This is a genomic window from Cedecea sp. AS113, from assembly GCF_037152415.1.
Classification (GTDB): domain Bacteria; phylum Pseudomonadota; class Gammaproteobacteria; order Enterobacterales; family Enterobacteriaceae; genus Cedecea.
This window is the reverse complement of sequence record NZ_JBBCMI010000006.1, coordinates 1-14,781: the sequence shown is the minus strand read 5'-3', so window position 1 is coordinate 14,781 and position 14,781 is coordinate 1. Positions and strand designations below refer to the sequence as shown.

Genomic DNA, 14,781 nt, shown 5'->3' with positions numbered 1-14,781 from the left:
AGGACGCAGCCTGGTGGCTAAAAACTACTACGACATTACTCTCGCGCTGGCCGGCATTTGCCAGTCAGCCCGTCTGGTTCAGCAGTTGGCACATCAGGGTCATTGCGACAGCGACGCGCTCCACGTCTCGTTCAACAGCGTGATTGACCAGAACCCAGGCTCAACCCTGGATGTTTTTGGCGGCAGCGAAGCTAACCTTAAGCTCGGGCTTGAAACCCTGCTGGGCGTGCTAAACGCCAGCAGCCGCCAGGGGCTGAACGCCGAGCTGACACGTTATACGCTCAGCCTGATGGTACTGGAGCGAAAACTCCACGCCGCCAAAGGCGCGATGGACACGCTCGGCAGCAAAATTAATGGCCTGCAGCGCCAGCTGGAGCACTTTGATCTCGAGTCTGACACGCTACTGAGCGCCATGGCCGGGATCTACGTGGATGTCATCAGCCCGCTTGGCCCGCGTATTCAGGTCACAGGTTCCCCTGCCGTGCTGCAAAGCCCGCAGGTGCAAAGTAAAGTACGCGCGGCGCTGCTGGCCGGGATCCGTGCCGCCGTGCTGTGGCATCAGGTTGGCGGTGGCCGCCTGCAGTTAATGTTTTCTCGTCGTCGCCTGACCGATCAGGCCAAACAAATTCTTGCTCATTGTTAACCTCTCAGGAGTTGTTATGGAATTATCCTCACTGACCGCCGTTTCCCCCGTTGACGGGCGCTACGGCGACAAAGTCAGCGCTCTGCGCGCTATTTTCAGCGAATTCGGTCTGCTGAAATTCCGCGTACAGGTCGAAGTACGTTGGCTGCAAAAGCTGGCCGCGCACGCAGCGATCAAGGAAGTTCCTGCTTTTGATGCGGACGCAAACGGTTACCTTGATAAAATCGTCGCCGAGTTCAGCGAGGCTGACGCCGCGCGCATCAAAACCATCGAGCGCACCACCAACCACGACGTGAAAGCGGTGGAATACTTCCTGAAAGAGAAAGTGGAAGCGATCCCTGCCCTGCACGCGGTGTCCGAATTTATTCACTTCGCCTGTACTTCCGAAGACATCAACAACCTGTCCCACGCGCTGATGCTCGACACCGCGCGTAAAGACGTGGTCCTGCCGTACTGGCGTAAAATCATCGATGCGGTGAAAGATCTGGCGGTGCAGTACCGCGACATCCCGCTGCTGTCCCGTACCCACGGCCAGCCGGCGACCCCATCCACCATGGGGAAAGAGATGGCAAACGTCGCTTACCGCATGGAGCGCCAGTTCCGCCAGCTCGGCAACGTTGAAATCCTCGGCAAAATCAACGGCGCGGTCGGCAACTACAACGCCCACATCGCCGCTTACCCGGAAGTGGACTGGCACCAGTTCAGCGAAGAGTTCGTGACTTCTCTGGGCATTCAGTGGAACCCGTACACCACCCAGATCGAACCGCACGACTATATCGCCGAGTTGTTTGACTGCATCGCGCGCTTCAACACCATCCTGATCGACTTCGACCGCGACGTGTGGGGCTACATCGCCCTGAACCACTTCAAGCAGAAAACTATCGCCGGTGAAATTGGCTCCTCCACCATGCCGCACAAGGTGAACCCGATTGACTTCGAAAACTCCGAAGGCAACCTCGGCCTGTCCAACGCCATGCTGCAGCACCTGGCAAGCAAACTGCCGGTGTCCCGCTGGCAGCGTGACCTGACCGACTCCACCGTGCTGCGTAACCTGGGCGTGGGTATCGGCTATGCGTTGATCGCCTATCAGTCCACCCTGAAGGGCGTGAGCAAGCTGGAAGTGAACCGCGACCGCCTGCTGGACGAGCTGGATCACAACTGGGAAGTGCTGGCTGAGCCAATTCAGACCGTGATGCGCCGCTACGGCATCGAAAAGCCGTACGAGAAGCTGAAAGAGCTGACCCGCGGCAAACGCGTTGATGCCGAAGGCATGAAGCAGTTCATCGACAGCCTCGAGCTGCCGGAAGAAGAAAAAACTCGCCTGAAAGCCATGACGCCTGCCAACTATATTGGCCGCGCCATTACCATGGTTGACGAGCTGAAGTAATGAAAAAGGCCCTCTTCGGAGGGCTTTTTTGTTGCCTGCAGTTTGCCCCTCACCCCGGCCCTCTCCCCAGAGGGGCGAGGGGGAAAACAAATGACAAAGTTTATTTTGATCCCCTCTCCCTCTGGGAGAGGGTTAGGGTGAGGGCCTCCAGCCGAATGGGATTGTTGACTCAGCGTTAATCTCCATAAGGGCATTGTTTATACGAGGTTTATTTCCTGTCATTAATAATTAGCGCTAAACTATCAATACTATGAATGGATTGAGGAAATACAATGCGCGTACTGGTCGTGGAAGATAATGCCCTGCTGCGTCATCACCTTAAGGTGCAGCTGCGTGAAGCTGGCCACCAGGTGGATGCGGCCGAGGATGCCAAAGAGGCAGACTATTTCCTGAATGAACATACCCCGGATATCGCAATTGTTGACTTAGGCCTGCCGGATGAAGACGGCATGAGCCTGATCCGCCGCTGGCGCAGCCATGACGTAACCATTCCCATCATGGTATTAACCGCCCGTGAAGGCTGGCAGGACAAAGTTGAAGTTCTGGGCGCCGGGGCCGATGACTACGTCACTAAACCTTTCCATCTGGAAGAAGTGGTCGCCCGTATGCAGGCGCTGATGCGCCGTAACAGCGGTCTGGCTTCGCAGGTGATTTCCCTGCCGCCGTTCCAGGTCGATTTGTCCCGCCGCGAGCTGTCGATTAACGACAACCTGATCAAGCTCACCGCGTTTGAATACACCATCATGGAAACCATCATCCGCAACGCCGGGAAGGTGGTCAGCAAAGACTCGCTGATGCTGCAGCTCTACCCGGACGCCGAGCTGCGCGAAAGCCACACTATTGACGTGCTGATGGGCCGTTTACGTAAAAAAATTCAGGCTGAATACCCGCAGGAAGTGATCACCACCGTGCGCGGGCAGGGCTACAGGTTCGATCTCCACTAAATGCTGAACATTTTTCGCCATATCCTGCCGCTGTCGCTGCGGGTTCGTTTCTTACTGGCTACCGCCGCGGTTGTGATGGTGCTGTCCCTGGCTTACGGCCTGGTGGCGCTGGTGGGCTACAGCGTTAGCTTTGATAAAACCACCTTCCGCCTGCTGCGCGGGGAAAGTAACCTGTTCTATACGCTGTCCAGCTGGAAGGACGGCAAGCTGCAGGTGGACTTGCCCGACAACATCAGTATCCAAAGCCCGACTATGGCGCTGATTTACGACGAGCACGGCAAACTGCTGTGGATGCAGCGCAACGTCCCGGACGTGGTGCAACAGATCCAGAAAGAGTGGCTGACCGGCAACGGCTTCCACGAGCTGGAGGCCGACTACGCAACGAGTAGCGCCCTGCTGGACAACGACAAAGATCGCCTGGCCCAGTTGAAAGACATGCACGATGACGAAAGCGACGACGGCTACGAGATGACCCACTCGGTGGCGGTCAACCTCTACCCGGCGACGGCGCGCATGCCGGCGTTGACCGTGGTCGTGGTGGACACCATTCCTATCGAGCTGAAGCGCTCGTACATGGTGTGGAGCTGGTTTATTTACGTCCTGCTGGCCAACCTTCTGCTGGTAGTGCCACTGCTGTGGCTTGCCGCGTGGTGGAGCCTGCGCCCGATTCAGGAACTCGCTCAGGAAGTGCGCGAGCTCGAAAAACACGACCGCGACAGCCTCAACCCGGAAACAACCCGCGAGCTGACAAGCCTGGTGCGTAACCTTAACCAGCTGCTGCGCACCGAGCGCGATCGCCACGACAAGTACCGCACCACGCTGACGGACTTAACGCACAGCCTGAAAACGCCGCTCGCCGTGCTGCAGTCGACCCTACGGTCGCTGCGCACCGACAAGATGAACGTCGAGCAGGCCGAACCGGTGATGCTGGAGCAGATCAGCCGCATCTCTCAGCAGATCGGCTACTACCTGCATCGCGCCAGCATGCGCGGCAACAGCGCCCTGCTTAGTCGGGAACTGCATTCCGTTGCCCCGCTGCTGGACAACCTGTGCTCGGCGCTGAACAAGGTTTACCAGCGCAAAGGGGTGAACATCACGCTGGACGTTTCGCCGGAAATCACCTTTATCGGCGAGCAAAATGACTTTATGGAAGTGATGGGCAACCTGCTGGATAACGCCTGCAAATACTGCCTGGAGTTTGTGGAAGTGACCGCCCGCCAGACCGACGACGCGCTGCACCTGATCGTGGAAGACGACGGCCCCGGCATTCCGAAAAGCAAACGTGCGATGGTCTTCGATCGCGGCCAACGGGCCGATACGCTGAGGCCTGGCCAGGGCGTCGGGCTGTCGGTTGCCCGAGAAATTGTCGAGCAGTACAACGGCGAGATCCAGACCAGTGCCAGTATTCTGGGCGGCGCGCGCATGGAAGTGATTTTTGCCCGCCAGCAGCCGGAACAGAATGAAGGGTGAAATAGTCCCGTAACCCGGCTCGCCATCCGTTATAATCCGTGTCAGGCTCCTCCATCTGCAGGAAGACAATAATATGGATTATCACCTGGATTTAAACTGGCCCGACTTTATTGCACGCTACTGGCAAAAACGCCCTGTGGTGCTGAAGCGCGGCTTTAAAAACTTCATCGACCCTATTTCACCGGATGAGCTGGCCGGTCTGGCCATGGAAAGCGAGGTGGACAGCCGCCTCGTGAGCCACCAGGGCGGCAAATGGCAGGTCAGCCATGGCCCGTTCCAGAGCTACGATCACCTCGGCGAGAACAACTGGTCGCTGCTGGTGCAGGCCGTGAACAACTGGCATGAACCTTCCAGCGCCCTGATGCGCCCCTTCCGCGCCCTGCCCGACTGGCGCATTGACGACCTGATGATCTCCTTCTCTGTGCCAGGCGGCGGCGTAGGCCCGCACCTGGATCAGTACGACGTGTTTATTATTCAGGGCGTGGGCCGCCGCCGCTGGCGCGTGGGCGAAAAAGTCGCCATGAAACAGCACTGCCCGCACCCGGACCTGCTCCAGGTTGAGCCGTTCGACGCCATCATCGACGAAGAGATGGAGCCGGGCGACATTCTGTATATTCCGCCGGGTTTCCCGCACGAAGGCTACTCGCTGGAAAATGCGCTGAACTACTCCGTCGGCTTCCGCGCCCCAAGCGGCCGCGAGCTGATCAGCGGCTTTGCCGACTACGTGCTGCAGCGCGAGCTGGGCGGGTTACGCTATACCGACCCGGACGTGCCTGAGCGCCAGCACCCGGCAGATATTCTGCCGCAGGAGATCGACAAGCTGCGCGAGATGATGCTGGACATCGTTAACCAGCCGGAGACCTTCCACAGCTGGTTTGGCGAGTTTATTACCCAGTCCCGCCACGAGCTGGACGTTGCGCCACCGGAGCCGCCTTATCAGCCGGATGAGATCTACGACGCACTGCAGCAGGGTGACAAGCTGGTGCGCCTGGGTGGCCTGCGAGTGCTCCGCGTGGCCGGAGAGGTGTACGTGAACGGCGAGAAGCTCGACAGCCCGCACCGCCCGGCGGTGGAAGCGCTGGCCAGCCACATTAAGCTGGACGCGGAGAAGTTTGGCGATGCGCTGGAAGATCCTTCCTTCCTCGCCACGTTAGCCGCCCTGGTGAACAGCGGCTACTGGTTCTTCGAAGACTAAAACCCTGCCCCGCCTTTGCCGTTTATCGCGGTGAAGGCGGGATATTCCTGCCAACAACGTAATTGTCACGCCGCATCCAGCCGCCAGCCCTGCAACAGCTGCACATTCACGCTCTGCCGCACCGCCAGCGGCGCAGAATGAAACGCGCTCAGCGCCTGCCCGTCCTGCAAACGCAGCTCCAGCAGATAGCGTTCTCCCTGATAAATACAGCTTTCGACGCTGGCGACCGGCCCGCTGCCTGCGATCTGCACATGCTCCGGGCGCACCAGAACCGGCACGGTTTTATCGCGCCCCGGCTGATCCAGGCCGCCATGCAATGCCGCGAGATCCAGACTTTGTAAGCCCGGCGAAACGGCGAGGGACAGCACGCTGCCCTGGCCGATAAACCCGGCCACCCAGCTATTCTGCGGCTGCTGATAAAGCTGCTGCGGAGTGCCCCACTGCATCAGTTCGCCCTGATGCATCACCGCGATATGGCTGGCGAGCGCCATCGCCTCCGCCTGGTCGTGCGTGACGTAGACAAATGTCGCCCCCGTGCGGCGGTGAAACTCGCGAAAAGTCTGCTCCATGGTGGCGCGAAGATGGCGGTCGAGGTTCGCCAGCGGTTCATCGAGCAGAACCACTCGCGGCTCCGAGACCAGGCAACGTGCCAGCGCCACCCGCTGCCGCTGCCCGCCGCTGAGTTCCTGAGGCGAGCGCCCGAAATAGGCCCCAAGCTCCACGACTTCCAGCGCCTCCATCACGCGTTTCTGCCTGGCCGCGCCGTTTACCTGGCGCAGCTTCAGCGGATAGCCAACGTTCTCGCCCACGGTCATGTGCGGCCACAGGGCGTAGGACTGAAACACCATGCCCATGTCGCGCTGTTCCGGCGGAACATGGGTGCCGCTGTCGGCCAGCAGCTTATCACCCAGCCACAGGCGGCCGCCGCTCAGCGACTCCAGCCCGGCCACAATCCGCAGCGTGGTGGTTTTGCCGCAGCCGCTCGGTCCCAGCAGGGCGGTAAACGCCCCGGACGGGATCGTCAGGCTGAGATCCTTCACCACAGCCTGTTCGCCAAAGAATTTGTTGAGCTTGTCCAGCCTTAGCTCTGCCATGGAATCACTCCTTTCGGTAAATAACGGCCCAGCGCGCCGAGCAACAGCATCACCACGGCGACCAGCCCCACCACCAGCACGGAAATCGCCGAGGCCATCACCTTGTCGCCGCTTTCGTCGAGGTTAAACACCACCACGCCGAGGGTTTCTTTCCCGGCGCTCCAGAGCAGCGCGGAGACAGTCAGCTCGTTCACCGCCGTGAGAAATACCAGCAGTGCACCGGCAAAAGCCGCCGGAGCCAGCAGCGGCAGCACGATATGGCGTAACCGTTGGGAGGCGTCCGCTCCCGCCAAACTCGCGGCCTCTTCCATCGCCGGATCCAGCTGCAGCATGCTGGTGTGAACCGGCTTCAGGCAGACGGTAAGAAACCGGGCCAGGTAGGCGAAGAAGATAATCGTCAACGTGCCGCTGAGACTGACGTTCAGCAGCGGCAGCGGGCGCGCAAACAGCAGAATGCAGGCGATGGCCAGCACCACGCCGGGCAGCGTGTAGGGAATGTCGATCAGGCTGTGCAGCCAGCGCAAAGGCCGACTGGGGCGACGCACCAGCAGCCAGGCCAGCGGCAGGCTCAGCGCCATCAGCAGCGCGGCGGCACTGACGGAGAGCAGCAGGCTGTTGCTCAGCGCCCGCCAGGTGGCGCTTTGCTCATCAAAAATGCCAGTCCATGCGGCAAACGTCAGCGTGTCGCCGTTGAGCGGCACGCCCAGGGTTGGCACCAGCGAGGTGGCGATCAGCGCCAGCAGCGGGGCCACCAGCATCCCGCCCAGCACGAGCGCGAGCAGGATCTCCACCGCAAGCCGCCCTTTCCCTGTCGCAATACTTGCCGCCCGCCCGGCCATGCCGATCAGCGGCAAAGCGTAACGCCGCTGCATGATGCCCTGAAGCGTGACAATAGCGACGGCCAGCACGCCCATCAGCACCGAGAGCGAGGCCACCTCGTTCAGCATCGACGGGCCAAAGCTGGAGAGCGTCTGGTAGATGTACACGGGCAACACGAAATAAGAGATGGGAATACCGAGCATCGCCGGGATGCCGAAGTTGCCGAGGGCGGACACAAAGGCCAGCGCCACCCCGGCCCACAGCGCGGGTCGGCACAGCGGCAGAATAATGTCGATGAAAACGCGCCAAAGAGAAGCGCCGTTCAGCCTCGCCGCCTCAATCTGTTCCTGCGGCAAACTTTGCAGCTGGGTGCGCAGGGTCAGGAACACCAGCGGCGCGTGCTGGATGCCGAGCAGGAAGGCGATGCCCTCCGCCGAATAAAGCGGATTGGGGCTGCCAAACCCCGGCGCCAGGCCGAGGCTGTTGAGCAGCACGCTGCCGGGGCCGAAAAGCTGCAGCCAGCTCAGGGCCGTGACCTGCGGCGGGATCATCATCGGCAGCATAAAGAGAAACGCCCAGGCCTGACGGCCCCGGATGTTCATCAGGCCGAGGCAAAAGGCAAACAGGCTGCCCAGCAGGAGGGAAAGCAGCGCCCCCAGGCCGCTGGTATAGACACTATTCCGTAGTGCGACCCAGGTGCTCGGGTTGCTGAGCACGCGGCCCAGGCTACTTTGGCCACCCAGCCGCCAGTCCACCAACGCGGAGACCAGCAGCTGCAGGCTTGGGAGCAGGCTTAAGAGCGCAATGACGACGACAAGCAGGCGCAGCAGCCCTTTCATCAGGCTGCCGTCGTTAGGGCGGGACAATGCCGGGCTAAGCATCGATTAGCGGCTACCGAACAGGTCGGCAAAGCGCTTTTTGTTGGCGTCGGTGTCCGCCAGCGCTTTGGCGGCATCAAACGGCATGATTTTGATGCTGTCGCGCGGCGGGAAGCCCTGCGGCACCGGCAGGCTGGCATCGGCCGGCAGGTAGCCCTGTTTCAGCACCAGCTCCTGCCCCGCTTTGGAGAGCACGAAGTCGATAAACGCTTTTGCCGCTTCGGGATTTTTAGCGCCCTTCATCATCGCCACCGGCTCGGTGACAATGCTCACGCCCTCGGTCGGGAAGGCAAACTCAATTGGCGCGCCTTTGGCTTTCTCACGGATCGCCATGTAATCGACCAGCACGCCGTAGGCTTTGCTGCCGGAGGCAATGGCGTTCATTACCGCGCCGTTGCCGCTCTGCGGCATCGCCCCGTTGGCCTTCAGTTTTTCGTAGTAATCCCAGCCCAGCGTCGGCGCGCCCATGATCGCGGCCTGGTGGATCTGCGCCGCGCCGGAGTAAAGCGGGCTTGGCAGCGTGGTCATGTTCTTCAGCTCGGGTTTGAGCAAATCGAGCCATGAAGTGGGCTTGACCGGGGCTTTGCTGTGGTAAGCAATGCCGGTGGTAATCAGTTTGGTGCCATAGTAATAACCATCTTTGTCATAGAGCTGGGCATCGAAGCGCGCCGCTTCCGGCGATTTGTAGGCCGCCAGCAGGTTTTGCTGCTTGAGGGATTCCATGGTCACGCTGTCGGCAATCAGCAGCACGTCCGGCGCTGCGCCTCCGGCCGCCATTTCCGCCTGTAAACGGGCGGTCAGCTTGCTGGTGCCGTCGCGGATCCATTTCACTTCGATGTCCGGGTTCGCTTTTTCGAAGGCGCTGACGGTGGTCTGCGCATCTTCATTGGGCTGGCTGGTGTAAAGCGTTAAGGTGGATTTTGCCAGAGCAGAAGCACTCATTGCCGCCAGCATCACCGTCAACAACACATGTTTTTTCATCATTTTATGTCCCTTTTTTCCGTTGCGACGATTAAACCAGCCGAATCTGACAAGAGTATGACCGGAAGCTGGCGAGCAGATCTTTCAGACTAGCAGGATAAGTAACCCCTCTGGCCTGCCGGTGATAAAAAATGGCAATCTGATTAGCGCCTGCCCATACTTGGGTGAACGTTAATAGGGACATTGAGCGCAATCCCATGAGCAAATCTCTGCATACTTTCCTCCTCTCCTGCCTGTTATTTGTCGGCCTGTGTCTGACGGCCCAAAGCAGCCTGGCGGCTCCGACTGAAGACCAGGATCCCAGCCTGAAAGAGATTGCCGGGCAGCTAAAGCAATACAAGACGCAGATAGACAACATTAAGCAGCAGGTTTCGCAGACCAATACCGACAACCGTCTAATCAAGCTGTTCGACACCACGCAAAAGCTGGGCGTGGAGGTGGATAGCCTGGCCGCGCTGCTGCAGCCGATGCACGACAAAGTGCAGGCTCAGCTGCAGGTGCTGGGGCCTGCCCCGGAGACCGCTGCGGGGAATGAAACCGCCAGCGTGTCCCGGCAGCGCAACGCGCTGAACAGCGACAAAAAGCAGATTGATGAGGCCATCAGCACCTCGCAAAGCCTGCAAACCAACATCCGGGCGCTCGGCATCCAGATAAACGATCTCCGCCGCACCTATTTTAAATCCCAGCTGGCGTCGAACAGCGGGAGCATGTTGAGCGCCACCTTCTGGCTGCAGGAAGCCGACACCCAGGCAGTGGATATCCAGCGCTTCAATGCCTTTGGCGAGCAGCTGCTGGAAACCTGGCAGACGGCGTGGGAACCCGAGTTGTTCTGGGGCACCTTCTGGCTGTTCGTGGCTGCCGCCGCGATAGTGTTGGCTGGCTGCTACCTGATTGAGCGGCTGCTGGTCTGGATCGCCATCACCTGGTTGCCGGATGGCCGCCTGCGCCGCAGCTTCAATACGCTGGCCAGCACGGTAGTGACCATGTTTACTTTTGCGCTGGCGCTTTCCATTGTGAAAAGCGCCTTTTCCCGGGGGGCAGAGTTCTCTCCTCAGGTGAGCGATTTTGTCGACGGCTTTGTGCAGCTGGCCGTGTTCTGCTCATTGATTTATGGCGCTGGCCGCGCGTTTCTTTCCCTGAACCGCCCTTCATGGCGGCTCGTACAACTCGACGACAGCGTGGCCGAAAGCGTGCGTTACTTTCCACCGCTGCTGGCCATTCTCGGCCTGCTCATTGGCTGCCTCGACCTGATTAATAATACGATTGGCGCCAGTCTCGGCACCACGATCCGCGCCAACGGGCTGATTTCTGCCGTTATGGCCAGCGTGCTGCTTGCCATGATGCTGCGCGTGCAGCACGCCCACCGGCGGCTGGAAAGAAACGGCGAGCCCGCCGAGAAGCGCTCCCGGATCGACGCCTTAGTCTGCCTGCTGGTCATGCTCGCTTCGCTGGCGATTCTGGCTTCGCTGCTGGTCGGCTACATCGCCTTCGCCCGCTACCTGACTTACCAGGTCATCTGGTTCGGCATGGTGCTGGTGGCGTTTTATTATCTGGTGACCTTTGCCACCGACTTTTTCACCGCCGTGTTTTCACCGCACACAGCCCCCGGCCAGGCGATGAAAAAGTCGCTGCGGTTTAAAGACCGGCACCTTGAGCAGCTGGCCGTGGTGTTTACCGCCTTCACCAAGTGCGCGCTGATACTCATGACCATCATCGCGCTGTTTAACGGCACCTTCGGCACCACCACGCCGAGCCTGCTTATCAGCAAGCTGGTGACGATTTTAAGCGGCGACGGGCTGAAGCAGTTGCACATCGTGCCCGGCAACCTGCTGAACGCCGTACTTTGCCTGGTGATTGGCCTGTACATTCTGCGCGTAACCCAGCGCTGGCTCAGCCAGGAGCTGCTGCCCAAAACCATTACCGATATCGGCATTCGCGCGTCGCTGATTACGCTGTTTACCAACGTCGGCTACGTGCTGCTGATCCTCATCACCCTGGCCGCGCTGGGCATTCAGTGGAACAACCTGGCCTGGATTGTCAGCGCCCTGTCGGTGGGGATCGGCTTTGGCCTGCAGGAGATTGTGAAGAACTTTATCTCCGGCCTGATCCTGCTCACCGAACGCCCGGTCAAGGTCGGCGATATGATCGGCATCGGCGGCATTGAGGGCGACGTGCGGCGGATCAACGTGCGCGCCACGGAGATCCAGCTCAGCGACCGCTCGACGATGATCGTCCCCAACTCGCAGCTGATTTCCCAGAACGTGCGTAACGCGACGATGGGCAACGCGCAGGGGGTGGTCACCATCGCCCTGACCTTCCCGACCAATATTGACCCGGAGCTGGTGCGCGATTTACTGCTCAGCGCCTACCAGGATTATGAGGTGATCCTCCCGACGCCTGCGCCGTATGTACGCTTCAGCCAACTGGGGCCAGAAGGCATTATCCTGAGCGTGACCGGCTACGTCGCCAGCCCGCGGATGGTCGGCTCCAGCAAAAGCGAACTGCTGTTTAATATCCTCAAGCTGCTGCGCAAAAATGAGGTGAACCTGTCCAGCCCCCAGGAAGTTGTTTTTATGAAGCAGCGGGCGAAGGCTTTGGACGATGACGATGAGTTTTCGTCTTAGGTGGAGACGGTTTTCCGGGCTACTTGCCTGAGTCTCACGTGCCCTGCCCGCCTTCGCCGTGCTTTGTCACAGCGAAGGCGGCCGCCGCTTATTTAGTGCAGACCCTGCACCAGTTCGCCGTTAGTCCACGCCAGCCCTTTCTTCGTGCGCACGAAGCGTGGCGCGGTTAAATTCTCTTCCAGCAGACTGAACAGTTGGCTGAGAAGATCCGTCATCTGCACCTGTTGAGCCTGCCCCAGCTGCTGGCCCAGCAGCACCTGGGTTACGGCGCTGCAATACTCACAGAGCATATCGGAATCGGCCTCTGACACGGTGCAGGGTGCCGCCGCTTGCCCCTCTTCCACCGTTAACCGCTCAATAAGATGCTGCGGCAGCGGATAGGTTAACACCACCCTCAGCACGTTAAATCCCGCCAGCAAACGCCCCACTAGCGCAATATATTCCGCGTGACTATGTGTTTCGATTAATTCATCCATCCAGCAACTGCAAACATGCAGCACATGAAATAAATCGTCCTTTGCGCCCAGCGGCATTTTTAATAACGCTGTGAACTCCTGAGCAATAATCGTTTGTTCCTTCGTCATTTCCGTGTACGCGAATGTGTTACTATCGGCGTTAGCCATAATGTGACTCCTTTTCAGTTACGTTGTGGTTAGCCCCCGTCTGGTGTTGGTGCACCTTTCGGGGGCGAATTCTTTCTTTGGTTACCTTTGAATGCTTCTTGAGTATCAACTTTTGTTTTTATACTGGATAAGTCAACAGTGGTTTGGTTCAAAATTATTGGAAACCTAAAAAACTCGAGGGGGATCGCGGAAATGTGATAATTGGGGAGTTGGGTTGCATTTGGGGGTTCTTTAAAAACCCACTTTGGGAATTTTTTCAGCGATAAAAAGAACATTTCATAATGATTTTTTTAGGATTATTAATTAGTCGATAAGGAGACCTAATGTCAAACGAAGAGAAAAAATCGCCAATAAATATAAATGCAGACTTTACTGGCATATTAAATGCTTCACCAAAAGGTGCAAAATATATATTCAATATTTTATTTGGTAAGAAGCATGCAGAAGCAGAGAGAAGAATAAGACTCTCTAATGCACAGGATTATTCAGATATGCTGAAAATTGTGGATGGAAATGCTATTTATGATCCAACATCAAATGAACTAACTCAGTTAAATAACACCAACCTTAAGTCTTTAATAATAGATACTATTCAAGAAGAGGAGGTGCTCAACATACTTGGCTGTATAAAATATGCAGCACCTATTTTAAATGAAGCCAATGAAAACAAAGATTACAAAGAACCAACACAAGACTTTATAAATAGATGGCGTAATGATGCCAAGCTAATTGATGATGAGACTATGCGTAATGTTTGGGGTAGAATTTTATCTGAGGAAATAAATGCCCCTGAGACTGTAAGTTTAAGGTCTCTTGATATAATCAAAAACATCACCAAGGTTGAAGCTCAATATTTTTTTAGACATTATTGATTTTATAATTTATGATAATAAACTAATCGATAGCCAATCAGATAAAATTTCCTTTTACAGTGCTCACAAAGCTATAGCATTAGTAGATGCAGGCTTATTGGTTTCGTATACCCCTGGTATGTATCGTTCTTCCAATTTACCAACTCAATCGTTCGGATTGGGTGGGGAAATAATACCTAAAATATACTATCTCCATAATGGTAATAAATACTTTTTTATCAACGCAGATAAAATCGTTAAACAACCCAATTTTTTATACTGGGAATTAACTTCAGCAGGCACAACCCTTTACAGAATACTTAAAGAAGAAAATCCTACAAAAGACCAATCTTTAAATGCTCTAATTAATTGGTTTATTACTTCAACCACTGCATCTGAGATATACTATGGAGATAGTATTGATGATTCTTTAGGAAAGAAAAATGTTATTAACTTAATGACCATAAAAAGGACGTGATAAAAATAATTTTAAAATATCAGATAAAAATAAGTTGTGGTGAATCTCAGTCATGCCCACCGAGAGGCACTATCACAAATAAAATTCTATGACGTAAACACCAATACAAGCAGACTCTGAATAAATCCATTATTTAAAAGGGACGTCCTGTCCCTTCCTTCTCAATCAAATATTTCATACTGCTAATCAACATTTCTCCGTTGTCAGTTTAGAAATCCACACTATCATCACGACAGTTTTCACGAACACTAGTGGCGCACATTAAGTACACAATCATTTTTATCTTCTCTAAAAATGTGACACACCACACATCCAAATATGCAATACACCACATTCCCCACCACTCACAAATTATTCACCCCCTGCTTTATCCCCCCAACACCGTCCAACGCAAAATTAACCCGATACTTAACATCATTCATTTCATAGAGCAGGTTATAGGTGACATCTTTCTTAAGCGTCAGGTTAAAGCAATGATCCGGGTATTTCTTTTGAACATAATCTTCAAAAAACAAAGGCTGCCGATAGGTATCTTCTGAGGACGTTAAAAGATAATAGGTGATAACATCACCTTCTTTCGACTTAATGCAAATTACGTCTCTGTTCTTTTGATAAACAGTGCCCGCGTTTCTAAACTCCAGCCGGTCTCCGACGCAGCCCGAAATTAGCCCTACCAGAATCAGGGTAATGACTCCAACTTATTGATAGTGTTTTATGTTCAGATAATGCCCGATGACTTTATCATGCAGCTCCACCGATTTTGAGAACGACAGCGACTTCCGTCCCAGCCGTGC

At 56.2% G+C, this 14,781-nt stretch carries 14 protein-coding genes; 8 read left to right on the top strand and 6 right to left on the bottom strand.

The features are described 5' to 3' along the window. The first annotated feature begins 13 nt into the window (after positions 1-13). The 5 genes from hflD (at position 14) to WFN87_RS08635 (ending at position 5,639) form a co-directional block, all read left to right on the top strand. Entirely contained in the window at positions 14-643 is a 630-nt protein-coding gene (hflD, locus tag WFN87_RS08655) for a high frequency lysogenization protein HflD (RefSeq protein ID WP_336982461.1), read from the top strand. Between the two features lie 16 nt (positions 644-659). Beyond that, positions 660-2,030 carry an adenylosuccinate lyase gene (gene purB, locus WFN87_RS08650; protein ID WP_008453363.1) on the top strand — a complete coding sequence of 457 codons (1,371 nt, stop codon included), beginning with the start codon at positions 660-662 and terminating at the stop codon, positions 2,028-2,030. Positions 2,031-2,302: 272 nt separating this feature from the next. Then, the gene (gene phoP / locus WFN87_RS08645) at positions 2,303-2,974 is read left to right on the top strand and encodes a two-component system response regulator PhoP (RefSeq protein ID WP_008453365.1); all 672 of its coding nucleotides are present in this window, start codon (positions 2,303-2,305) and stop codon (positions 2,972-2,974) included. After that, a complete protein-coding gene (phoQ, locus tag WFN87_RS08640) occupies positions 2,975-4,444 on the top strand; it encodes a two-component system sensor histidine kinase PhoQ (protein ID WP_336982458.1) in 1,470 nt (489 codons plus the stop codon). A 73-nt stretch (positions 4,445-4,517) separates the two neighbouring features. After that, a complete protein-coding gene (locus WFN87_RS08635; protein WP_008453370.1) occupies positions 4,518-5,639 on the top strand; it encodes a ribosomal protein uL16 3-hydroxylase in 1,122 nt (373 codons plus the stop codon). A 65-nt stretch (positions 5,640-5,704) separates the two neighbouring features. On the opposite strand, the gene WFN87_RS08630 is transcribed toward WFN87_RS08635, so the two are convergent. Genes WFN87_RS08630 through WFN87_RS08620 form a run of 3 tightly spaced genes read right to left on the bottom strand, consistent with a single transcriptional unit; the run spans position 5,705 to position 9,414 of the window. After that, on the bottom strand, positions 5,705-6,733 hold the full coding sequence (locus WFN87_RS08630) for an ABC transporter ATP-binding protein (protein ID WP_336982455.1): 1,029 nt from the start codon (positions 6,731-6,733) through the stop codon (positions 5,705-5,707). Further along, positions 6,721-8,433 (bottom strand): ABC transporter permease, encoded by a 1,713-nt coding sequence (locus WFN87_RS08625; RefSeq protein WP_336982453.1) that lies wholly within the window; start codon positions 8,431-8,433, stop codon positions 6,721-6,723. Before WFN87_RS08625 ends, WFN87_RS08630 begins: the two co-directional genes overlap by 13 nt. Positions 8,434-8,436: 3 nt before the next feature. After that, positions 8,437-9,414: an ABC transporter substrate-binding protein gene (locus WFN87_RS08620; RefSeq protein WP_166875068.1), complete on the bottom strand. Its 978-nt coding sequence runs from the start codon at positions 9,412-9,414 to the stop codon at positions 8,437-8,439. A 194-nt stretch (positions 9,415-9,608) separates the two neighbouring features. Between WFN87_RS08620 and WFN87_RS08615 the strand changes: the two genes are divergently transcribed. After that, positions 9,609-12,035 (top strand): DUF3772 domain-containing protein, encoded by a 2,427-nt coding sequence (locus WFN87_RS08615; RefSeq protein ID WP_336707954.1) that lies wholly within the window; start codon positions 9,609-9,611, stop codon positions 12,033-12,035. 92 nt (positions 12,036-12,127) lie between these two features. On the opposite strand, the gene WFN87_RS08610 is transcribed toward WFN87_RS08615, so the two are convergent. Beyond that, positions 12,128-12,658, bottom strand: a complete 531-nt coding sequence (locus tag WFN87_RS08610) for a hypothetical protein (protein WP_336982451.1) — start codon at positions 12,656-12,658, stop codon at positions 12,128-12,130. Positions 12,659-12,981: 323 nt separating this feature from the next. On the opposite strand from WFN87_RS08610, the gene WFN87_RS08605 reads away from it, so the two are divergent. Both WFN87_RS08605 and WFN87_RS08600 read left to right on the top strand, forming a co-directional pair. After that, positions 12,982-13,530, top strand: coding sequence for a DUF2806 domain-containing protein (locus tag WFN87_RS08605; protein WP_336982449.1), 549 nt, complete (start codon positions 12,982-12,984; stop codon positions 13,528-13,530). Further along, positions 13,499-13,987 (top strand): hypothetical protein, encoded by a 489-nt coding sequence (locus WFN87_RS08600; RefSeq protein ID WP_336982447.1) that lies wholly within the window; start codon positions 13,499-13,501, stop codon positions 13,985-13,987. Before WFN87_RS08605 ends, WFN87_RS08600 begins: the two co-directional genes overlap by 32 nt. 344 nt (positions 13,988-14,331) lie before the next feature. On the opposite strand, the gene WFN87_RS24155 is transcribed toward WFN87_RS08600, so the two are convergent. Both WFN87_RS24155 and WFN87_RS08595 read right to left on the bottom strand, forming a co-directional pair. Further along, positions 14,332-14,664 (bottom strand): putative T6SS immunity periplasmic lipoprotein, encoded by a 333-nt coding sequence (locus WFN87_RS24155; protein WP_442892763.1) that lies wholly within the window; start codon positions 14,662-14,664, stop codon positions 14,332-14,334. 21 nt (positions 14,665-14,685) lie between these two features. Then, on the bottom strand, positions 14,686-14,781 hold a 96-nt coding region (locus tag WFN87_RS08595), incomplete at its 5' end, for an IS1 family transposase (protein ID WP_000851394.1).